The organism is Methylobacterium sp. GC_Met_3, from assembly GCF_026540775.1.
In the GTDB taxonomy this organism is placed as follows: Bacteria; Pseudomonadota; Alphaproteobacteria; order Rhizobiales; family Beijerinckiaceae; genus Methylobacterium.
In genome coordinates, this window is record NZ_JALNUL010000058.1 from 1 (window position 1) to 21,495 (window position 21,495).

At 66.9% G+C, this 21,495-nt stretch carries 19 protein-coding genes and 2 pseudogenes; 15 read left to right on the plus strand and 6 right to left on the minus strand.

Annotated elements, in window-relative coordinates; all coding sequences use genetic code 11:
* Positions 1-192 precede the first annotated feature (192 nt).
* From OXS27_RS28450 to OXS27_RS28470, 5 genes are read left to right on the plus strand one after another with little or no spacing between them, the layout of a single operon-like run.
* On the plus strand, positions 193-1,026 hold the full coding sequence (locus tag OXS27_RS28450; RefSeq protein ID WP_267360707.1) for a branched-chain amino acid ABC transporter permease: 834 nt from the start codon (positions 193-195) through the stop codon (positions 1,024-1,026).
* Positions 1,019-2,821 (plus strand): ATP-binding cassette domain-containing protein, encoded by a 1,803-nt coding sequence (locus tag OXS27_RS28455; protein ID WP_267360709.1) that lies wholly within the window; start codon positions 1,019-1,021, stop codon positions 2,819-2,821. The genes OXS27_RS28450 and OXS27_RS28455 overlap by 8 nt, the downstream gene beginning before the upstream one ends.
* Positions 2,814-3,545, plus strand: a complete 732-nt coding sequence (locus OXS27_RS28460) for an ABC transporter ATP-binding protein (protein WP_243926027.1) — start codon at positions 2,814-2,816, stop codon at positions 3,543-3,545. The genes OXS27_RS28455 and OXS27_RS28460 overlap by 8 nt, the downstream gene beginning before the upstream one ends.
* A gap of 3 nt (positions 3,546-3,548) precedes the next feature.
* The gene (locus OXS27_RS28465; protein ID WP_267360712.1) at positions 3,549-4,472 is read left to right on the plus strand and encodes a DUF1028 domain-containing protein; all 924 of its coding nucleotides are present in this window, start codon (positions 3,549-3,551) and stop codon (positions 4,470-4,472) included.
* The gene (locus OXS27_RS28470; protein ID WP_267360714.1) at positions 4,465-5,868 is read left to right on the plus strand and encodes an amidase; all 1,404 of its coding nucleotides are present in this window, start codon (positions 4,465-4,467) and stop codon (positions 5,866-5,868) included. The genes OXS27_RS28465 and OXS27_RS28470 overlap by 8 nt, the downstream gene beginning before the upstream one ends.
* Before the next feature lie 113 nt (positions 5,869-5,981).
* Here OXS27_RS28470 and OXS27_RS28475 read toward each other — a convergent pair.
* Positions 5,982-6,101 (minus strand): annotated as a pseudogene (locus OXS27_RS28475) (serine protease); the annotation flags it as partial.
* A gap of 348 nt (positions 6,102-6,449) precedes the next feature.
* Between OXS27_RS28475 and OXS27_RS28480 the strand changes: the two are divergent.
* The 3 genes from OXS27_RS28480 to OXS27_RS28490 are packed head-to-tail and all read left to right on the plus strand — an operon-like array spanning position 6,450 to position 9,003.
* Positions 6,450-8,045: a flavin monoamine oxidase family protein gene (locus tag OXS27_RS28480; RefSeq protein ID WP_267360715.1), complete on the plus strand. Its 1,596-nt coding sequence runs from the start codon at positions 6,450-6,452 to the stop codon at positions 8,043-8,045.
* On the plus strand, positions 8,042-8,485 hold the full coding sequence (locus tag OXS27_RS28485) for a cytochrome c (RefSeq protein WP_267360716.1): 444 nt from the start codon (positions 8,042-8,044) through the stop codon (positions 8,483-8,485). The genes OXS27_RS28480 and OXS27_RS28485 overlap by 4 nt, the downstream gene beginning before the upstream one ends.
* A gap of 14 nt (positions 8,486-8,499) precedes the next feature.
* Positions 8,500-9,003 carry a RidA family protein gene (locus OXS27_RS28490; RefSeq protein ID WP_267360718.1) on the plus strand — a complete coding sequence of 168 codons (504 nt, stop codon included), beginning with the start codon at positions 8,500-8,502 and terminating at the stop codon, positions 9,001-9,003.
* A gap of 253 nt (positions 9,004-9,256) precedes the next feature.
* Here OXS27_RS28490 and OXS27_RS28495 read toward each other — a convergent pair.
* A pseudogene (locus tag OXS27_RS28495) lies at positions 9,257-10,168 on the minus strand (sugar isomerase); the annotation flags it as partial.
* A 234-nt stretch (positions 10,169-10,402) separates the two neighbouring features.
* Here OXS27_RS28495 and ugpB point away from each other — a divergent pair.
* The 4 genes from ugpB to ugpC are packed head-to-tail and all read left to right on the plus strand — an operon-like array spanning position 10,403 to position 14,576.
* Positions 10,403-11,746 (plus strand): sn-glycerol-3-phosphate ABC transporter substrate-binding protein UgpB, encoded by a 1,344-nt coding sequence (gene ugpB, locus OXS27_RS28500; RefSeq protein ID WP_267360720.1) that lies wholly within the window; start codon positions 10,403-10,405, stop codon positions 11,744-11,746.
* A gap of 30 nt (positions 11,747-11,776) precedes the next feature.
* On the plus strand, positions 11,777-12,658 hold the full coding sequence (locus OXS27_RS28505) for an ABC transporter permease subunit (RefSeq protein WP_267360722.1): 882 nt from the start codon (positions 11,777-11,779) through the stop codon (positions 12,656-12,658).
* A complete protein-coding gene (gene ugpE, locus OXS27_RS28510) occupies positions 12,655-13,491 on the plus strand; it encodes a sn-glycerol-3-phosphate ABC transporter permease UgpE (RefSeq protein ID WP_267360735.1) in 837 nt (278 codons plus the stop codon). Before OXS27_RS28505 ends, ugpE begins: the two co-directional genes overlap by 4 nt.
* The gene (ugpC, locus tag OXS27_RS28515; RefSeq protein WP_243926041.1) at positions 13,491-14,576 is read left to right on the plus strand and encodes a sn-glycerol-3-phosphate ABC transporter ATP-binding protein UgpC; all 1,086 of its coding nucleotides are present in this window, start codon (positions 13,491-13,493) and stop codon (positions 14,574-14,576) included. Before ugpE ends, ugpC begins: the two co-directional genes overlap by 1 nt.
* A gap of 126 nt (positions 14,577-14,702) precedes the next feature.
* Here the strand turns inward: ugpC and OXS27_RS28520 are convergent, their stop codons facing one another.
* From OXS27_RS28520 to OXS27_RS28535, 4 genes are all read right to left on the minus strand, one after another.
* Positions 14,703-17,144: a PAS domain S-box protein gene (locus OXS27_RS28520; protein WP_267360725.1), complete on the minus strand. Its 2,442-nt coding sequence runs from the start codon at positions 17,142-17,144 to the stop codon at positions 14,703-14,705.
* A 270-nt stretch (positions 17,145-17,414) separates the two neighbouring features.
* Positions 17,415-17,783, minus strand: coding sequence for a hypothetical protein (locus tag OXS27_RS28525; protein ID WP_267360727.1), 369 nt, complete (start codon positions 17,781-17,783; stop codon positions 17,415-17,417).
* A 503-nt stretch (positions 17,784-18,286) separates the two neighbouring features.
* Positions 18,287-18,559 (minus strand): hypothetical protein, encoded by a 273-nt coding sequence (locus OXS27_RS28530; protein ID WP_267360736.1) that lies wholly within the window; start codon positions 18,557-18,559, stop codon positions 18,287-18,289.
* Between the two features lie 335 nt (positions 18,560-18,894).
* Positions 18,895-19,104, minus strand: a complete 210-nt coding sequence (locus OXS27_RS28535; RefSeq protein WP_243926047.1) for a hypothetical protein — start codon at positions 19,102-19,104, stop codon at positions 18,895-18,897.
* A gap of 581 nt (positions 19,105-19,685) precedes the next feature.
* Here OXS27_RS28535 and OXS27_RS28540 point away from each other — a divergent pair.
* The 3 genes from OXS27_RS28540 (at position 19,686) to OXS27_RS28550 (ending at position 21,395) form a co-directional block, all read left to right on the plus strand.
* Positions 19,686-19,928, plus strand: coding sequence for a hypothetical protein (locus tag OXS27_RS28540; protein ID WP_267360729.1), 243 nt, complete (start codon positions 19,686-19,688; stop codon positions 19,926-19,928).
* A gap of 154 nt (positions 19,929-20,082) precedes the next feature.
* Positions 20,083-20,784 carry a response regulator transcription factor gene (locus OXS27_RS28545; protein ID WP_267360731.1) on the plus strand — a complete coding sequence of 234 codons (702 nt, stop codon included), beginning with the start codon at positions 20,083-20,085 and terminating at the stop codon, positions 20,782-20,784.
* Between the two features lie 92 nt (positions 20,785-20,876).
* A complete protein-coding gene (locus OXS27_RS28550) occupies positions 20,877-21,395 on the plus strand; it encodes a MucR family transcriptional regulator (protein ID WP_267360733.1) in 519 nt (172 codons plus the stop codon).
* Positions 21,396-21,495: the final 100 nt, after the last annotated feature.

The window sequence follows — 21,495 nt, forward strand, 5'->3', positions numbered from 1 at the left end:
GCCACACCAACAGGCCGTTCCGCGACGGCGCCGAACTGTGTGCTGCATTGCGTGAAGCCCTCGCCTCATCCTGAACCCGGGTCCCCTCTCCCGACCCCTGCTAACGCAGGGGCCACCCTCCCCCGCAGAGGGGGGGAGGGGGGGCAGCGGCGCCCATTGTGCCACCCCGATCCCGCGCACCCGGAATCCCCGATGCTGCTCACCCTCGACATCCTGACCACCGCGGCGATCCTGTTCATCGTCTCGATCGGCCTCCTGGCGATCTTCGGCGTGCTCAAGATCATCAACTTCGCCCATGGGGCGTGGCTGACGGTCGGCGCCTATTGCGCGGTGATGACCGCCAAGCTCGGGCTCAATCCCTGGGCGGCGCTGCCGCTGGCCTTCGTGGTCGGCGCGGCGCTCGGTGGGCTGGCGGAACACTTCATCATCCGCCCGCTCTACCGGCGGCCGCTCGACGCGATCCTGGCCACCTGGGGGCTCGGCATCGTGGTCGGGCAACTCGTCACTCTGGCCTTCGGCCGGGACGTCCAGATGACCCCGAACCTGTTCGCCGGCACCGTCGCGGTCGGCGGCGTCGAGTATTCCGCCTACCGGCTCGTCGCACTCGGTATCGCGCTGGCGATCGGCCTCCTGTTCGCGCTCACCATCGAGCGGACCCGGCTCGGCCTCTCGGCCCGGGCGGTGATCATGAACGAGACGCTGGCGCGCAGCCTCGGCATCGACACCGGGCGGGTGCGCTTCGTGGTCTTCATGATCGGCGCCGGCTTGGCCGCGCTCGCCGGCGTGCTGCTGACGCCCCTCACCAGCGTCGATCCCAACATGGGCGTCTCCTGGCTGATCGGCGCCTTCATGCTGGTGATGGTCGCCGACGCCTCCTACCTCGCCCTGGCGGTGGCCTGCCTCGTCTTCGGCGCCGCGCAGGTCCTGATCAGCACCTTCGTGAGCCCGATCCTGGGCAGCATCGCCATCGCGGTGCTCGCCGCCCTCGTGCTGCGGATCAGCCCGAAAGGTTTCTCCCGTGCTTGAAGCCCTGCCCGCCGCCGGGCGCATCGCCCCGGCCCCCCGGCGACGCCTCGCCGTCGCGGCACCCTGCGTGGTCGCCGGCCTCGCCGCCGTGGCGCTCTGGATCGCGCCGGCCGTCCTCGACACCTTCGCGGTCAATGTCCTGACCCGCTCGATGATCTACGCGGTGCTGGCCGTCACGGTAGACCTACTGTGGGGTTTCGCCGGGATCCTGACCTTCGGGCAGGCCGCCTTCTTCGGCGTCGGCGCCTACGCCACCGCGATGATCCTGACCGCGCTGGGCGCCACGCCGGCTGGCCTCGCGGCGGCCCTCGCCACCGCCATCGCGGCACCGGCGCTCCTCGGCCTCGTGGTCGGCTGGCTGTCCTTCTACCACCGCTCGACGCCGCTCTACGCTTCGGTGATCTCGCTGGTCGTCCCGATCGTCGTGGTGCAGCTGATCTATGCCGGCGGGGAATCGACCGGGTCCAGCAGCGGCCTCGTCGGCTTCGACGTGCTGCCCTTGGAGATCGAAGGCTATTTCCGCCTGGCAGCCCTGGTGCTGGTCCTCGTCACGCTGGTGGCCTGGATCCTGGTGCGCTCGGATGCCGGGCGCGCCCTGGTGGCGCTTCGGGACAACGAGGCGCGCTGCGCCTATCTCGGCCTCAACCCCCGGCGCCTCCAGATCCTGCTGACCGCGGCGCTCGCCGCCGTCGCCGGGCTCGCCGGCTTCCTGTTCGCCAACGCCTCGGGCGTCGTCGCGCCGGAGAATGCCGGCTTCCTGTTCGGCACGGAACTCGTGATCTGGGTGGCGCTCGGCGGGCGCGGCACGCTGCTCGGCCCGGTGCTCGGCACCATCGCCATCGACTACCTCGCGGCGAACCTCTCGGGGGACCTGCCATTCCTCTGGCAGCTCCTGTTGGGCACGGCCTTCGTCATCATCATCATCCTGCTGCCGGGCGGCCTTGCCGACCTGGTCGGCCGCCTGTGGCGGGTTCTGCCGATCGGCCGCCGAACCAGAGCGGCGCCGCACCTCGTGGCCCGGGTCGCCGCGCCGGAGGCGGCCGGGACCGGCGTCCCGATCCTCAAGGTCGAGAACCTCGCCAAGGCCTACGGCGCCCTGACGGTGCTTGAGGGCATCGACCTGGAGATCCGGGCGGGCGAGCTGGTGAGCTTGGTTGGTCCCAACGGCGCCGGCAAGACCACGCTGATGCGCTGCCTCAGCGACGGCACCGAACCCTTCACGGGGGCGGTCGCGATTGGCGGCACCCCGATCACCGGGCTGACGCCCAACCGGATCGTCGGCCTCGGGGTCGGGCGCAAGTTCCAGGTGGCGAGCGTGTTCGAGAGCCTGTCGGTGGCCGATTGCCTCCGTCTCGCCCGGGCGACGCATGATGGCCTGAGCCCGGTCGGGCAGGCCGCAACCCTCGGCCTGCCGCAGGCCGCCCTGGACGTGCTGCGGATGACGGGCCTCGACCAGCTGCTGACGCAGCCGACGCGCCTCCTCTCCCACGGCCAGAAACAAGCGCTCGAACTCGCCATGGTGGTGGCGCTGGAGCCGCGCCTGATCCTGCTGGACGAGCCCACCGCGGGCCTGACCAAGGCCGAGCGCACCACCATCGGGACGGTCCTCAAGGCGCTCACCACCGAACGCGGCATCGCCGCCGTGCTGGTCGAGCACGACCTCGATTTCGTGCGGGAGATTTCGTCGCGGATCGTGGTGCTGCACCAGGGCCGGCTGGTTCTCGACGGAACGGTCGACGCGGTGGTCGGCTCCGAACTGGTCCGGACGATCTATTCGGGAGGCGCCCATGGCTGAGGCAGCACGGCAGGTTGCACCGATGGAGGCCGCCCTCGCCCTCGAACGGGTGTCGAGCGGCTACGGCGCCGTCTCCATCGTGAAGGACGTGTCCCTGTCGGTCGGGCAGGGGGAGATCGTGGCGCTGCTGGGCAAGAACGGCATGGGCAAGACCACCCTGCTCAAGACCATCCTGGGGATGGTGGCCCTGCGCGGCGGCGCGATCACCATCGGTGGGCAGGCGCTCGCCGGCCTCACGCCCGCCCGGCTCGTTGCGCTCGGCCTCGGCTACGCGCCCCAGGAGCAGCCCCTGTTCCAGGATCTGTCGATCCGCGACAACCTGCGCCTGGCCGTGCCGTCCGACCGGATGCTGCCGGCGGCGCTGGAACGGCTGTTCGGCCACTTTCCCTTTCTGAAGGACCGCCTTGCCCAGCGCGCCGGCACCCTGTCGGGGGGCGAGCAGAAGATGCTGATCCTCGGCCGCGCACTGATGCTACGTCCGCGCCTTCTCCTGATCGACGAGATCTCCGAGGGGGTGCAACCCTCGATGGTCGAGCGCCTGCGCGGCGTGCTCCAGGCCGAGCGGGCGGCGGGCGTCTCCATGCTGGTCGTGGAGCAGCACGTCGCCTTCGCGCTGGGGCTGGCCGACCGCTACGCGGTGCTCAAGCTCGGCGAGATCGTGGACAGTGGCCCCGCCCAGGCGCCGGACGCGCAGGCCCGCGTGATCGATCACCTGGCGGTGTGAGCCATGAGTGAACTCAACACCTTCTCGATCGTCGCCCGCTGCCCGCGGACCGGGCAGCTCGGTGTCGCGGTGGCGAGCGCGGTGCCGGCAGTGGGCGGTCTCTGCCCGTATCTCCGGGCTGGGATCGGGGCCGTCACCACCCAGTCCTGGGTCAATCCCTACCTCGCCAAGCGCATCCTCGACGGGCTCGGCGCTGGGCTGGATCCCGACGCGGCGCTCGCAGCGGCGCTCGCAACCGACGACCGGCCGGACCTGCGTCAGCTCGGGCTCGTCGACGGTCGCGGGACGGCCGCCGCCTGGACCGGCGCCGGCTGCACGGCGGCGGCCGGGCACCGCACCGGTCCGGGCTACGCCGTCCAGGGCAACATGCTGGCGGATCCCGGCGTGATCGACGCCATGGCGCTGGCCTTCGAGGAAAGCGCCCAATGCGACCTCGACGAGCGGCTGATGCGCGCCCTCGAAGCCGGGGACGCAGCCGGCGGCGACAGGCGCGGCAAGCAATCGGCCGCCGTCAAGATCGTCGCCGGCGAAGATTATCCCTGCCTCGATCTGCGGGTCGACGAGCATGCCGAGCCCGTCGCCGAACTCCGCCGGGTCCTCGGCGTCGCCCGGCACCAGCTCGTGCCCTTCGTGGCCGGCATGCCGCGCAAGAACGGTCCCGCGGGCGCGTTGCCGGAGGATGTTTCCGCGATGCTGCTCCGCCCGCCCGGAGACAGGCCCGGCGCGGCGCCGGAGGACGGATCGGACCTCCTGCCCGACGCCATCGGTCTGCCCCCGGAGGCAGCCGAGCGAATGGCGCACCTGCAAGCGCAGTTCGCGCCGGTCCTGGCCGAGATCAGGGCCCTGCGCGCCCTCGACCTCACGCAGGTCCATCCGCCCATCCTTTTCGATCCGTGTCTGCCCTATCGCGGGGTGCCCCATGAGTGACGCCCTGTGGCAACTGCCGATCACGGAACTCGCCCGGCAGATCGCGTCGCGAAAACTGTCGAGCGTCGAACTCGTCGGTGCCGCGCTCGACCGGATCCGGCGCCTCGACGGCGACCTCCAGAGCTTCGTGGCCGTTTCGTCCGCGGCCATCGACGCGGCGCAGGCCGCCGATGCGGAGATCGCCCGGACGGGCCCGCGCAGCCCGCTCCACGGGATCCCGATCGGCATCAAGGACAATTACACGACCGCCGAGCTGCCGACCCGGGCCGGAACGGCGGTGGACGCTCTCACCTTCCCGCAGGAAGACAGCCACGCCGTGTCGCGGCTCCGGGCAGCCGGCGCGGTGATCCTCGGCAAGACGCGGATGCACGAATTCGCCTGGGGCATGGTCACGCCGCCGACCCGCAACCCCTGGGACCGCGACCGGGTGCCCGGCGGATCGAGCGGCGGTTCGGCAGCGGCGGTGGCGGCCCGGCTCTGTCCGGCGGCACTGGGCTCGGACACCGGCGGCTCGATCCGCATTCCGGCGGCCCTGTGCGGGATCGTCGGCCTCAAGCCGACCTTCGGCCGGATCGGCCGCTCGGGGATCGTCCCGCATTCGTGGTCCCTCGACCATGCCGGCCCGCTGACCCTCACGGTGGCCGATGCGGCGCTCCTGTTGCAGATCCTCGCCGGTCCCGATCCGGCCGATCCGGCGGCCCCCGCGGTCCCGGTGCCGGATTACACGGCCGATCTCGACCAGACGCTGCAGGGCCTGCGGGTCGCGGTGATCCGCAACCACTTCTTCGAGATCATCGACGACGACGTCTTCGAAGCAGTCGAAGCGGCGATCCGGTTCTTCGCCGGGCAGGGCTGCACGGTGCGGGACGTCGCGGTGCCGTCCCTGCGGTTCGGGCTCGGCGCAATCTACGCCATCGAGCTGGCCTCCTCGACGGCCTACCACGACCGCAATTTGGCGCAGGGCCACGTCGCGGGCTTCGCGGAGGATGTCCGCGACCTCGTGGAGATGGGCCGCTTGGTGACCGGCCCGGACTATCTGCGAGCCGAGCAGGCGAGGGCGTTGATCATGGCCGAGATGGCCGCCGTGCTGGAGGAGGCCGACGTGATCGTCACTCCCACCGCACCCCTGACCGCATGGCGGGCCGACGAGAGCACCGTGACGATCGCCGGGCGGCAAGAGAGCGTCCTCGCGGCGTCCTGGCGCCTGACTTATCCGTTCAATCTCACCGGACTCCCGGCGATCGCGTTGCCCTGCGGCTTCGACCGGCGATCCCTGCCGATCAGCCTGCAGATCGCCGCGCGACCCTTCGCCGAGGCCATGCTTCTGCGGTTCGCGCACCAGTACGAGCGGGCGCATGACTGGTGGCGCCGGATCCCTTCTGCACCGAATTCTTGAGGCCGGCGCAGGCGCGCCTTCATGCTCGGACCGTCCCGCGGAGGACTTCGAGTCGGCGATATGCTGTTCCTAGAAGAGCAGCGCCGCGCCGTAGTGTAACGCGGGGTCGAACACGACCCGCCATGGTCGTCGCTGCAAGCGTGGCGGACGCGGCGAATCGCATTCTCGCTCGGCCCATCGGTGCGCCGGATCGTGCACGGCTCCAGGCTGCTGGGGCCGCGATAATTCTCATGCCGGGCAGGGAGACTATGGTCGCCCGCACGGAATACCGCGCCGGATCGCCGTCGAGCAGACGATGTGACCGACCGCAGCCGAAACGGTGGCTCGATCGAGCACGACGGTGACGGGCGCGACCTTCTGAAGCATAAAGAGCATCAACGCAGACCAATTTTTACTGTATTGCAATAATTAAAAAGAGTAATAGCCTGCTATATTTCTCCGAAACGCTCGACAATATCGAGGTTCTTAGCAGTAATTGCGCATATCGGGCCGATTTTCTACTTTATATAATCTCTTCTGGCCCTGGTTTTGCTTCGCCTTCCACGTCCTTGACTCATCCGAAATAGGAAGCGGCAGGCGAGATGGCAGAGGCATCGGGTTTCAGTCGGCGCAAGCTGATCGCCATGGTCGGGGCGGCCGCCGGGAGTGCGGCCGCCTATCAGGTCATGGCCAGCCTCGGGTTCGCCGAGGAATCGCCCTATCGTGGTCCGATCCGGCTCGACGGTGATCCCAAGGGCGCCTCGGTCCTGATCCTGGGGGCCGGCCTCGCCGGCATGACGGCCGCGCTCGAGCTGCACCGGGCCGGGTACCGGGTCCAGATCCTCGAGTACAACGCCCGGGCCGGGGGTCGGAACTGGTCGCTGCGCGGCGGCGATACCTACACGGAACTCGGCGGCGCCGTGCAGCGCTGCGAGTTCGAAACCAGCCTCTATCTCAATCCCGGCCCGTGGCGGATCCCCTATCACCACCACGGCGTGCTCGATTACTGCCGGCGCCTCGGGGTCGCCCTGGAGCCTTTCATTCAGCTCAACCACAACGCCTATGTCCACAACACGACAGGATTCGGGGGTGCGCCGCAGCGAATCCGTACGGTCAAGACCGATTTCAACGGCGCCACCGCAGAGCTTCTGGCCAAGGCGACCCGCAAGGGCGCCCTCGACGCGGAGGTCTCCAAGGACGATCAGGAGATCCTCATCGAGGCTCTGCGGTCGCTCGGCGGCCTGGACAAGGAGCTCACCTATCGCGCCGGTGACACGTCATCGGAGTTCCGCGGCTACGCCCGCGATCCCGGCGGCGGGCTCTCGGCGCGCCCGGTCGACGGCGCGCCGATGGGCCTCCGCGACATCCTGACCTCGCGGCTGTGGCGCGGCCTGCAGAACTTCCTGCTGTACGAGTTCCAGACCACGATGTTCCAGCCGGTCGGCGGCATGGGCCGCATCGGTGAGGCCTTCGCCCGGGCCCTGCCAACCGAGACCATCCGGTACGGCGCGAAGGTGATCGAGATCGCCCAGGACGGTCACGGCGTCACGGCCACCTACCAGGATACGCGCCCGGGCGGCGCGGTCCGGCAGGTCCAGGCGGATTGGTGCATCTGCGCCCTGCCTTTGACGGTCCTGAGCCAGATCCCGACCCAGGTCGGCGCGAAAATGAAGGCGGCGATCGACGCCGTGCCCTATGCCGCGTCCGTGAAGATCGGGTTGCAGTTCAAGCGGCGGTTCTGGGAGGAGGACGAGCACATCTTCGGCGGCATCTCCTACACCGATCTGCCGATCCGCCAGATCAGCTATCCATCGACCGGCTACAACACCGGCGGCAAGGGCGTGCTGCTTGGCGGCTACACCTGGAACGGGCCCGGCTCCTACGAATTCACCGCCATGACCCCCGCCGAGCGGGTACGCCGCGCGGTCGCGTACGGAAGCCAGATCCACCCGCAATACCGCACCGAGTTCGAGACCGGCATCGCGGTCGCCTGGCACCGCGTGCCGTTCACCCTGGGCTGCGCCGGCGATTGGACCGACGAGGCGCGCGCGGAGCATTATGACAACCTCTGCGCCCTCGATGGGCGGATCATGCTCGCCGGTGAGCACGCCTCCTACATCCCGGCCTGGCAGGAGGGCGCGATCCTCTCGGCGCTCGATGCGGTTTCGCGGCTCCACAAGAGGGTTCTGGCGGCATGAGCGGAGTCTTCGTATCCCGAACGATCGCCGGAGCGGTCGCAACCACCCTGATCCTGGCGACGCGCGTCGGCGCCTTTGCGCAGGAGCCAGCCACCAAAGCGGCGCTGCCATCGGCCGGGCCCGCGATGAGCGTCGGCAAGAGCTTCACCGAGACCGGGGGGGAGGCCCTTTACGCCCAGGTCTGCGCCGCCTGCCATCAGCCGGGCGGGGAGGGCGCGATCGGTGCGGCGTCCTACCCGGCGCTCACGCATAACGCACGGCTCGCCGCGGCGGGCTGTTCGGTCACGATCCTGGTGCGCGGCCTGCGCGGCATGCCACCGATCGGGCGCATGATGACCGACACCCAGCTGGCGGAGGTCGTGAATTACGTCCGCACGCATTTCGACAATCATTACGACGACGCGATCACCCCCGAGGATGTGAAAGCAGCGCGGCCATGATCGGACAGACCCTGATGAGGCAGACGGTGATTCCGGGCTCCCTGGCGCTCGCGCTGGTCCTGACAGCCGGGCCGGGCCGCGCCGCGGAGGACATCGTCCGGTACCCGATCCCGGGCTCGGACTTTCCGATCTCCGAAGCGATCGAGGTGCCGGCGGGCCACGCGACGGTCTATCTCAGCGGCTTCGGGCCTGCGGTGGCGGACCCGAAGGCCGAGAAGAACACGCTCGCCGCCTTCGGCGACACCCGCACGCAGACCGCCTCGACCCTGGCATCGATCGAGGCCGCGCTCAAACGGCGGAACCTGTCGCTGCGCGACGTGGTGAAGATGACGGTCTTTCTGGTCGGCGATCCGGCCAAGGGCGGTCGGATGGATTTCGCCGGCCTGATGGAGGCCTACCGCGAACGATTCGGGACGCCGTCCCAGCCAAACCTACCTGTCCGCTCGGCGCTTCAAGTCGCAGCGCTGGCCAATCCGGGATGGCTCGTCGAGATCGAGGTCACCGCCATTCGACCGTGACCGAGGATTGAACCGAGATTTGGACACCCATTCCGTCATCCCGGGGCCGCCTGCGGAACCTGGGATGCGGAGCCGGCGACGGGGCTACCTTTACAGCTGCCGTTGAGCGGGGTTCAGAGGCCCTGCATCGTCATGATTGGCGCATCGTGGACCTCGGAAACCTTGATCGAGGCGACGTGTCTTTCGGCTACTGCATGCTTGTCGCCATGCAGTAGCCTATCCAGTCCGGTCTGGCCGTCGCACGGTCTTCCCGTCAAACAATGCCACCACCACTGCCCCGCGCGGCCGGGCGCGCGGCCGCGACCTTGGCGCGGTAGCGGCTGTCCCGGTAGACCGTGATCGGGTCGATTGCGCCGCCGGAATCCTGACGGGCCCGCGCCAGGATCGGGCCGACATCCGTGCGGAACCCCACTTTCAGCGTCTCCGAGGCCATCAGCGCGTCGTTGTCCGCCTGGTAGCCGGCGAGCGCCGCCCGGTCGACCAGCAGCGACCGGGCGTAGGCGCGGCGGATCTCGTCGGCCGAGCGGATCAGGCTCTCGATCGGGTCGGTCACGTTGTGGGACTGGTCGATCATGTAGGCGGGGGCGTCGCCGCTTTCGCCGAGATCGACCAACACGTCGAACACCAGGAACAGCCGGAACGGATCGATCGGCCCGGCATCGAGGTCGTCGTCGCCGTATCTCGAATCGTTGAAGTGGAAGCCGCCGAGTTTGCCCGCATGGGCCAGCCGCGACACGATCATCTCGATGTTCACGTTCGGCGCGTGGTGGCCGAGATCGATCAGGCAGGCCGCCTTCGGACCGAGCGCCTGGGCGGTGAGCAGGCTCGTCCCCCAATCCTGCACCACGGTCGCGTAGAAGGCCGGCTCGTACATCTTGTGCTCGAAGAACAGCCGCCACCCCTCGGGCAGCGCCGCGTAGATCTCCTGCATGGAGGCGAGGTAGCGCTCGAAGGCCCGGCCCATGAGGCTCTGGCCGGGGAAGTTCGCGCCATCGCCGATCCAGACCGTGAGCGCCTTCGAGCCCAGAGCCTCGCCGAGGCGGATGCCGGCGATGTTGTGCGCCACCGCCTGGGCCCGCACCGCCGGATCGACGTGGCTGAGCGAACCGAACTCGTACGACAGGGGATGGCCCGGATCGCCCGGATGGTCCTGGAAGGTATTGGACAGCCGCTCCTTGGCTTCCTCTGGAGGGAGGCGCGGATTTATTCGGGTGGGAATTCTTATACCCAGGGCCGTATCGCGGCGCGGCGCAGGGTGGCAGACCGCTTTATTCCGCTGTCACGTCCGTGCATGATAGTGGAATGAGCATCGCGCCCCCGGGCGCGGGTGCTTTCACGGGATCTGGTCTCAAGCCTGACGTTAACTGGCGCACCGATCCCGCCGCGGGGAGGGTTTTGGATGGATCGTCGCGTCCTGTTGGCCGGCGTCGGCGGTCTCGCCGCATGGACTGCGCTTCGCCCGTCCACCCCAGCCTCGGCCGGGGATCGGACGCCCGTGGTGCTCTGGCATGCGATGTCGGGCGCGAATGGCGAAGAGGTCGAGCGTCTGGCGCGCGACTTCAACGCGAGCCAATCCGAGATCACGCTGGAGGCGGTGTTCAAGGGGTCCTATCCCGAGACGCTGACGGCGGCGATCGCCGCCTACCGCGCCGGCAAGGCGCCCCACATCGTCCAGATCTTCGAGGTCGGCACGGGGACGATGTTGCAGGCCGGCCCCGCCATCAAGCAGGCCTGGAAGCTCGCGGAGGAGACGGGGCTCGGCCTCGATCCCAAAGCCTACATCCCCGGCGTGCGCGGCTATTACAGTCTGCCGGATGGCAAGCTCGCCTCGATGCCGTTCAACTCCTCGACGGCGGTCATGTGGTACAACCGCGAGGCCTTCGAGAAGGCTGGACTCGACCCGAACAAGCCCCCGGCCACCTATGACGACTTCGCCAAGGCGGCTCGCACTCTCGCCTCCAAGGCACCGACGCCCATCGCCAGCACCTCGGCCTGGATGACCTGGATCCAGTTCGAGGAATACGCCGCGATCCAGAACCTCGCCTACGCCACCCAGAATGACGGCTATGACGGCCTCGGCGCGGAATTGCTGATCAACACCAAACCCTTCGTCGATCAGCTCCAGCGCTTCATGGACCTGTCGAAGGACGGCGCCTTCAAATATGCCGGCCGCGATGGTGCGCCGGACGCAGTCTTCTACTCCGGTCAGGCCGCGATCGGGTTCGGCTCGTCCTCGGGCCGCGCCGACATCGTCAAGAACGCCAAGTTCCGTTACGCCGAGGCCTTCCTTCCGACGGAGCCGGCGCTGAACCCAAGCCCGAACAACTCCATCATCGGCGGCGCCAGCCTATGGGCGATGACGGCGCCGAAGCGGACAGAGGCCGAGTACAAGGCCGTCGCGGCCTTCTACGCCTTCATCGCGAAGCCCGAGCAGGTTGCCCTCTACGCGCAGAACACCGGATACGTCCCGGTCACGCTCGCGGGCTATGAGGCCACCAAGCAGGCGGGCTATTTCGAGAAGAATCCCGGCACCGATGTGCCCGCGCGGCAGCTCTCCCGCGGGGAACTGACCCCGAACTCGCGCGGCCTGCGTCTCGGCCGCCTGCCGGAGATCCGCGCGATCCTCTACGAGGAGATCGAGAAGGCGCTCCAGGGCCAGCAGACCGCACAAGCGGCGATGGATAGCGCCGCCACGCGCGGCAACCGCGTGCTGCGCGACTTCCAGAAATCCGCGCGCGGCTGACGCGGCGGACCGGCGCAAGGCTCCCCTGGCATGGAACGACGGACGCTGTTCCCCGGCCGGCTGCTGCCGGCCCTTCTGATCCTGCCGCAGCTGGTGCTGACGGTCATCTTCTTCCTCTGGCCCGCCATCCAGGCGGTAAAGTCGAGCCTGGAGCGTGAGGATGCCTTCGGTACCAGCACCGAGTTCGTCGGGCTCGACAACTTCACCGACCTGTTCGCGGATCCGCTCTACCTCGCGGCGATCGGGCGGACCGTGGTGTTCTGCGCCTGCGTGACCGCCGTCTCGATGGGTGTGGCGCTCGTGCTCGCGGTCCTGGCGGATACCGAGATCCGGGGCCGCGCCTTCTACCGCACGATGCTGATCTGGCCCTATGCGGTGGCCCCCGCCATGGCGGCGGTGCTGTGGGTGCTGATGTTCCACCCGCAGATCGGCCTCGTCGGCGCATGGCTGAACCGAATCGGGATCGCCTGGGACTACAAGCTCGACGGAACGCAAGCCATGGCGCTCGTGATCCTGGCCGCCGCCTGGAAGCAGATCAGCTACAACTTCATCTTCTTCCTGGCAGGCCTCCAGGCCATCCCGAAGACGATCATCGAAGCGGCCCGCATCGACGGCGCCCGGGGCCTTCGCCGGTTCCGCACCATCCTCCTGCCGCTGCTGATGCCGACGGTCTATTTCCTGCTCGTCGGCGATCTCGTCTATGCGGCCTTCGACACCTTCGCGACGGTCTACGCGGTGAACGGCGGCGGGCCGGGCCAGTCGACCCAGACGCTCGTCCTCAAGGTCTATCTCGACGGCGTCGTCAACGCGAATGTCGGCGCATCCTCGGCGCAATCCGTGGTGCTGATGGTCGGCGTGATCGTCCTCTGCGCCCTGCAGTTCCGGTTCCTCGGGCGGAAGGCTGCCACCTGATGCGGCGGAGAACGCTGAATCTGATCCCCCACGCCGTCATGATACTGGCGATCCTGCTCTTCGCCCTGCCGATCTGGATCGCAATCGCCGGCTCGACCCAGGATTCGGCCGTGATCGCCCGCGGCGAAATCTCGCTCGTCCCGAACCTCGCCGGCCTCGGAGTCTATCGCGACGTGCTGATGAACGGGTCGGCGGGGGCCGGGCCGGTCTGGCGGGCGCTGCTCGTCTCGGCCGGGATGGCGCTCGCCATCGCGGCCGGGAAGATCGCCCTGTCGCTGCCGTCCGCCTACGCCGTCACCTTCTTCCGCTTTCCCTTCCGCATGGCGGCTTTCTGGCTGATCTTCCTGACCCTGATGTTGCCGGTGGAAGTGCGGCTGATCCCGACCTTCCAGGTCATGTCCTCCCTCGATCTGATCAACAGCTTCACGGGACTGACGATTCCCCTCATCGCGTCCGCGACGGCGACGCTGCTGTTTCGCCAGACCTTCCTCGCCGTCCCGGACGAGCTCGTCGAGGCGGCTCGGATCGACGGGGCCGGACCCTTGCGCTTCCTGCGGGACATCCTGATCCCGATCTCGGGCGCCAACATCGCCGCCCTGTTCGTGATCCTGTTCGTCTACGGCTGGAACCAGTACCTGTGGCCGCTCTTAATCGCGACCGATCCGAAACTCGACACGGTGGTCATCAGCATCGTCAAGATGATCGGCGTCGACACCGCCACCGAATGGAACAAGGTCATGGCAACGGCGGTGCTGGCGCTGATCCCCCCGGTGGCGGTGGTGCTCCTGATGCAGCGCTGGTTCGTGAAGGGCCTGACGGAGGGTGACAAATAATGGCGGGCCTGAGACTCGACGGCCTGCGCAAGAGCTTCGGCAGCAACGAGATCCTGAAGGGGGTCGATCTCACCCTAGCGGACGGTGAGATGCTGGTGATCGTCGGCGCGTCGGGCTGCGGAAAATCCACCCTGCTGCGCATCGTGGCCGGTCTGGAGACGCCCACCGCGGGGCGTGTCCTGATCGACGGGCGCGACGTCACCGACCTCGACCCGTCGGCGCGCGACATCGCCATGGTGTTCCAGAACTACGCCCTGTACCCGCACATGAGCGTTTTCGACAACATGGCCTACGGGCTGAAGATCCGCGGCCTGCCCCGGGCTGAAATCCGGGCGAAGGTCGATGCGGCCTCGGCCCTGCTGGGCCTGGAGGCGCTGCTCGAGCGCAAGCCGCGTCAGCTGTCCGGCGGCCAGCGCCAGCGGGTCGCCATGGGGCGCGCCATCGTCCGCGACCCGAAGCTGTTCCTGTTCGACGAGCCCCTGTCGAACCTCGACGCCAAGCTTCGGGTGCAGATGCGCGGCGAGATCCGCCGCCTCCAGCGCCGGCTGAAGGTGACGAGCCTCTACGTCACGCACGATCAGGTCGAAGCGATGACGCTGGGTGACCGGCTGCTCGTGATGCACCAGGGCGTGCCGGTGCAGCTGGCGACGCCCACGGAGGTGTATGCGCGCCCCGCCGATACCTACGTCGCGGGGTTCATCGGTTCTCCGGCGATGAACCTCCTGCCCGGTCTGCTCGGTCGGAACGGGACGATGGTGCGTGTCGCGGGGGCGGACATCGACCTTGGGCCGCAGCGGTTCGATCGGCCAGACGGTCACCCCGTGATTCTGGGCATCCGGCCGGAACACGTCGTGCTCGACGCATCGGGCATGCCATGGCCGGTCGAGGTCGTGGAACATCTCGGGGCCGAGATGCTGGTGCATGCCGGTCGCCCGGGCGAGGCGGCGTTGACGCTCAAGATCGCGAACGGCACGCCGCTGAGCGACGCCATCCGGGTGTCGTTTCCCGCGGCGCATATCCACGTCTTCGACCAAGCGACGGGGCTGCGGTTCGAGCCGATTGAATCGGGCCCATCGACGTCGTAATCGGCGACGCGCGTTCCACGCAGCCTCCGACACCGGCCCTCAGGAGGGCAGGGCGGTTTTAATCTCGCAGCCTTCGGCCGTCACCGCGACGCGCTCAGTCCTTCGAGTGGGCAAGACGCCCCCGTGTCAGGATGTCGGACCGCCGCCGCCGCTCAGTGCCGTCGTGCGGGCATCCTGAACGGCGCGGCGCAGGATGCGGGACAGGTCGGCGACGGAATAGGGCTTGCGCAGCAGGTCGAACCCGTGTGTCCCCTCCGACGCGAGCACGTCGCTGTAGCCAGAGGTCAGCACCACCGGGATATCCGGTCGCCGTCGACGGATCTCGCCGGCGAGTTCGACGCCGTTCATCCCCGGCATCACCACGTCGGAGAACACCACCTCAAATCGGGCTGGGGTGCGCCCGATCTCGGCGAGCGCCGTCGGCGCGTCGGTCACCCAGACCGTACGGTAACCCAGCTCACGCAGAGCCTGTTCGGCGAAGGCGCCGACGTCGAGATTGTCCTCAACGACGAGGACCTGGGTGCCGTGCCCTTCGGCGAGCGCCTCCGGCTCTTCGGCCGGCCCGGCGATGCCCGCGGAGGCGACGCGCGGCAGGAACAGGGTGAAGGTCGTGCCGCTGCCGAGCGTGCTCTCGACGATGACCTCGCCGCCGGACTGCTTGGCGAAGCCGAAGACCTGGCTCAGGCCGAGGCCCGTGCCTTGCCCGACGGTCTTGGTCGTGAAGAACGGCTCGAAGATCCGTTCCAGGTTCTCCGGCGCGATGCCGGAACCCGTGTCGGTGATCGAGATCGCCACGAACTCTCCGCGTTGGCGGGAATGCGCCCGCACGGCTGGAACCGTCGTCGTCCGGCGGAGCCGGATGCGCAGGTGCCCTTCGCCGTCCATCGCGTCGCGGGCGTTGATGACGAGGTTCACCAGGGCGGTGTCGAACTGGCTCGGATCGGCATTGATGTGCAGGTCGTGGCTATCGCCCACGGGCAGGTCGAGCTCGACGTGCACCCGGGCGCCCGTGAGCGTGCCCACCATATCGGCCACGGCGATGACGGCGCGGTCGACCGCGAAGGTCTCGGGCTGCAGCGCCTGTCGCCGGGCGAAGGCGAGGAGTTGGCCGGTGAGCTTTGCGGCCCGGTCCACGGTGTCGGCGATGGCCCCGACATACCGTTGGCGACGCTCCTCCGCCAGATCGGGCCGCTTCAGCAGGTCGGTGGAGGACTTGATCACCGTCAGCAAGTTGTTGAAGTCATGGGCCACGCCGCCCGTGAGTTGCCCCACCGCCTCCAGCTTCTGAGATTGGCGCAGTTGCTCCTCAAGCGCCCGCCGCTCGGTGACGTCGCGGCCGGCAGCGTAGAAGCTGTCACCCGTCGGAATGGCGTTCCAGGAAATCCATCGATAGGCGTCCTCGCGCGTTCGCATGCGCACGTCGACGTCGGCGAGAGGGTTGCCGCCGTCGAGGCGTTCGAAGGCCCGCGCAGCGATATGCCGGTCGTCGGGGTGGACGAACGCGTCGAAGCGCGCACCGACAACTTCGGCCAGATCCCAGCCCAGCATCTCGGTCCACGCGGCGTTCGCCGTGCGGAAGCAGCCGTCGAAGCCGCAGATCACCAGCAGGTCCCGGCTCGCGCGCCAGACGAGGTCGCGCTCGGTGGTCTTCTCGTCCGCCGTCGCCTGGAGCGTGGTCTCGGCCCGGCGACGGTCGGTGATGTCGTTGAACAGCAGGGCCACACGGTGCTGCTCGGGCTCGCCGACGCGGAGGGCGTGAACGTCGAACCATCGCCCCAGCGCGACCGCCCCGCTCTCGAACCTGATAGCGTGGCCAGTCCGCGCGACCTCCCCGTAGGTGTCGAACCAGGAGCGTTCGAGGCTGGGGACGAGTTCGCTGACCCATCGGCCCGCGGCGTGGCGCAGTCCCGTCTGCCGCTCGAAGGCCGGATTGACCTCGACGAAGCGGTAATCGACCGCTTGTCCTTCCGCGTCGAAGCGCATCTCGACGATGCAGAAACCGCTGTCGACGGCGTTGAACAGGGCCCGGTAGCGGGCCTCGCTCTCGGCGAGCACGCCTTCGGCGGTCCGGAAGCGGGTGACGTCGAGCTGGCTCGCGAAGAAGTAACGGAGCTGACCGTCAGGATCGAAGACCGGGCTGACGTAGAGTTCGTTGCGAAACGGCGTGCCATCGCGGTGGTAGTTCAGGATCTCCACAACGACGTCGCGCCGGCCGGCAATGGCGTCGCGCACCTTGGCCACGTCAGCGGGATCGGTGTCGCGGCCTTGGAGGAAGCGGCAATTGTGCCCGATGAGTTCGGCGGCATCGTAGCCGCACAGATTCTGGAAGGCTCGATTGGCGAAGACGATGGGGTTATCGGGCTGATTCGGGTCGGTGATGATCTGCGGCATGCGGGTCTTCTCCGCAGCCGTGAACAGGAGGTCGGCCGAGGCCGCGGACGTGCGCTGGCCCTGGCCCGGCCGCTGCAGACCGTCGCCCGGCCCCGCCGCCACTTGTGCCTGCAGGCGAGCGACGCGCTCTTCGAGTTCGCGTTCACGCCGTCGCAGTCTGTCGTTCTCTGCGTCCATGGCCCCCTCGATCGGCCGTGGAGATAGCTTCGGCGACGGCACGGGACAACGCCTTACATTTAGACTGGAGCCGTCGCGGTGACGCCGCAGGACTGATCTGTTCCGCTGGGCGTAGTCCGCCTCCAGGTTTGGCTGTCGAGCCAGGACGAGAACGGACCGACGGGAACGAAGCCGCACAAGTCCAAGGACGTGCTCTCCAAGCTGGGGCAGGAGTCGTACGTGCCGGCCAAGGTTTGAGCATAAGCCGAGCGCACAGCGCGGCTGCGACGATCAGATGCCAACGCTAGCCGCTCCGGCTTCGGCGGCCTGCTGAACAGTCGCTCCCTTCCGCAACGCCGCCGCGATCGCCGTCGACGCCGTATCGACAGCTGCAGCTCGATCCTCGCCGTGATCGTGGGTGCCGTTTGTGCCCCCGCTCAGCCGGGCATGGTAGTTGTCTGGAAAGTGCTGATCCATCCGCAACTTAAGCAGTTTTGTAGCAGCGCGATAATCCGCATCGAAATTTCTAGGCCGCCCTGCGGTCTCAACCTTGTAACCCCCGGCCTCTCCCTTTTCGGCCATCGATCGGCTTCTGCGCTGATCCCCGCCGACAGAGAAAAATTGGGCGATCTTGGAGAGCAACCAAACGAGCGGGTTCATCGTGACGTCCTGACGGAGCAGCGGCGAACGCGCTATCCCGAAGACGACAACGCGTCTCAGCGACGTGTGGACTCCGAGGTGCGGCTATGACTCCTCCGAGCGCCGCTCTTGGCTCTGATCCCGGCAGCAGACCGCGCGACTGCTGATCGGCTCCCATCGTGCGGACACCGTGCGGAGCTCTGCCCTGTCTCGGGCCATCCAATCCCAGTGGTGCAGCGCCGTAGCCTTCCCTGAAGAGGAAATGGTCGCGTTTGAGCGCGCCTTTCATCCCACGCCACGACCCGTCCAATCTCCGCATACGAAGGCGGCGGGGCACACGCCCCGCCGTTCAACCGCTCGTCGATCTCAGCGGCTCCAAAGGTCCCGTGTCATCCGCGACTGTTCACAGGCCCATCAGCACGCCGGCCGAACCGATCACCGTCACTGCGAGGCCGCCTGCGAACACGGCGATCATCGCGTAGGAGAACAACCTGAGCTGCATGGTTTCGATTTGCCTCACCGAATCAGCAGCGGTTTCCGCCGGCGGTCTGGCCGTACTGCTTAACCGGGAAGTTCTGCTGGTTGGCGTTGCCCTCGGCAGCGGAGCTCATCGGGCAGGTCGCGGGGTTGTTGTCGTGGCCGAATAGGCGGCCGGCTGGGGCGCCAAGCGAGCCTGTGGTTTCAACATCGTAAGGCGTGGAACCGGCCCAGGCAGGACGGTCGTAGGCCATAGCGGACGAGATCGGGACTACGCCAAGCACCAGAGCGGCGATAGTAGCGGTGATACGGGTCTTCATGGTCACGTTCTTGTTCCTTTACGCAGTACAGTCCGAGTTGTCCGGTCTATTTCTTCTTGCGTAAAGCTGATATAGGTATGACCGTCCTTTGGTGACGTGCCCCTGCGCACGCAGCGTATGGGATTAAGCGGGGCGGAGGTTCTGCTCGGACTCTCACAGCGGTCGCCGCCGACAGGCTGCTGCAGATCGTCGTGACGGGCGAGCGAGACCGGAACGCCGCCGCGAGCCTGGGCAGGGCCGCGGGGTCGTCCCTGGACAAAGACCCTGACGCCCAGTTCCACCGATGTTCTCGATGTGCCCGGCCTGCGTCCCGGGTAGAAGCCTGTCTGTCGCTCTCAGACGTCGGTCTCCCGCTTCACAACGGCGTCTTCGTCGGTGCCCTTCTGCGTCAAGCCGACCTCCGGACGATCGGTCGGATCCGTAGAGGTTTTGGGACTGGCCGGGGAAACGGACTGCCGTTCGGCTCCGACCCGAGCCCAGCGCTCGCCATCGTACTCGCTATTGGCGAGATCCTGCGTATTCGTGCTCTTCGTTTCGTCGGGCATCAGACGCTCTCCGTGTAAGAGGGCAACTCGGGCCGGTGCTGCTGTATCCGTTCCCTTCCCCGGCAGGACGCCGACACGTGCATCCGATCCTAGCGTGAAGTCGCATAGCCGGTGGTACATGTTCGGCCAGCTCGTTGTCTGTAGCTTTCATGCTGTCCCAACCGAATGCTGGTAGATGCCGAAACCAGCCATCATCGCGCAGGTGACCGCCATCATCCAAGGGGAGGGGATGTTGTAAGCGCGGCGACTTCCCAACAGCTGCACTCCTTAAAAGCACTTGCCCATCGAATACCCAGTGTTCTCCGCCGCCACGTCGTCTCGACCGAACGCGACCGAGCGACCTTTGCACCAGCCCACAGACCGAACTGCAAAGAGCCGAACCACGTCGTCACGGGATCCGGACCGCATTACCCGGGGTGAATTCTTTAGCTCCAGCCACCAGCAACGCATGACGTTCATCTGCAGCGGCTATCGACCCCAAGCCGAAGCAAGAGGCGTTGAAGCTGTCCGGCGACAGGTCGATGCGGACTGGTGGGGGATCGTGGCGGGTGTAGGCTGGCGATCGACACCGAGGCATGACGATGGCACGGACAGAGCGAGGGCAGTGTCGGTTCACCGTAAAGGAGGGTGCTGATGGGCGACCATTCATCGCCCTCGAGCCTCTTGGCAGGGCGATTGAGGCTCTCGGCGATGCGTTCCTGGGCCTCACTCTGCGGGACAGCGTCAACTACGCCCATGCCCAGCAGATCGCAGAGATCCTGAATGATCAGGTGACCGGCCTATCGGTCGCGTTCACCGAGAAAAACGGCGGAAGGGTAGGTTGATGAGCGCAAAGAGAATGCTTGATCGTCTCGGCCCGGACCTGAGGGCTTTTAGACGGGCAATGCGGCTCGTCACTCAGCGCTGAACAGCGAGCGTTCACGTTAACGGTTCGGTAAAATTGCGTACGTATGAAGCCTTAACTTCTGAGGTGGCTTTATGCGTGTTCTCCTGATCGAAGACGATGCCACCGTTTCTCAAAGCATTGAGCTGATGCTCAAGTCCGAGAATTTTAATACCTTCACCACCGACTTGGGGGAGGAAGGTGTCGATCTCGGCAAGCTGTACGATTACGACATCATCTTGCTCGATTTGAACCTGCCCGATATGTCGGGCTATGAGGTTTTGCGCTCGCTGCGCGTGGCGAAAGTGAAGACGCCGGTTCTCGTCCTCTCTGGCTTGGCCAGCATCGAGGATAAAGTTAAGGGCCTCGGATTCGGGGCGGACGATTATCTCACCAAGCCGTTCCACAAGGACGAGCTGATCGCGCGCATCCATGCCATCGTGCGTCGCTCAAAGGGCCACGCCCAGTCGACGATCACGATCGACGACCTCATGATCGACCTTGACGAGAAGCTGGCCTCGATCGAGGGTAAACGTGTCCCCCTGACGACGAAGGAGTACCAGTTGCTGGAACTCCTCGCACTCCGGAAGGGCTCGACGATCACGAAGGAGATGTTCCTCAACCACCTCTACGGTGGCTTGGACGAGCCGGAGCTGAAGATCATCGACGTCTTCATTTGTAAGCTGCGCAAGAAGCTCGCCAACACCAGCTCAGGCAAGAACTACATCGAAACCGTCTGGGGACGCGGATACGTGATGCGCGACGGCATCAGCGAAATGCGCGCGATGGCAGGTTAAAAATCTCCAACCCGACAGAGAAAATCATTAATGAGCGTTGATTTCTAGTGTTCGTCGGCACATACGTTCTGCTTCGCTTGAGCAGGTGTGCCGTGGACGAGAACGCAGAGACCATCGAGACTTCTGCCGTCGATTATATCGGATTCACGGCAGAAATTGTCTCGGCCTACGTGTCGAGGAATTCGGTACGACCCGCCGATATGGCGGAGCTGATCGCCAGTACACACACTGCGCTCACCGGGCTTGGCCAGAGCAGCGCGACTGAAGCTCCGGCAACCGAGAGGCTTACCCCCGCTCAGATCCGAAAGTCGGTCACGCCGGACGCCATCATCAGCTTCATTGACGGCAAACCGTACAAGGCGCTCAAGCGTCATCTCAACGGCAACGGCATGACGATCGAGCAGTATCGCGAGCGCTTCGGCTTGCCACGCGACTACCCCTCGACGGCGGCCAACTACTCGGCACAGCGTTCGGCCCTGGCTAAGAACTTTGGACTTGGCCAGCAGCGCAAGAAGGCCGCTCCTGCGGCTGAAGAGTTCGAGGAGACGGTCTCGGAGAAGCCGAAGCGCCCTGGTCGGCCGCGGAAGGACAAGGTGGCTACCGAAGGGTAGCAGCAGGGAGGCTCAGAATCTTCTCGGCTCTGGCCCGCCTTTTCCAACGATCGCAGCAGTTGAGCGCCCTCACGCTCCTGCCGGCGAGCGCGCCGGTTGT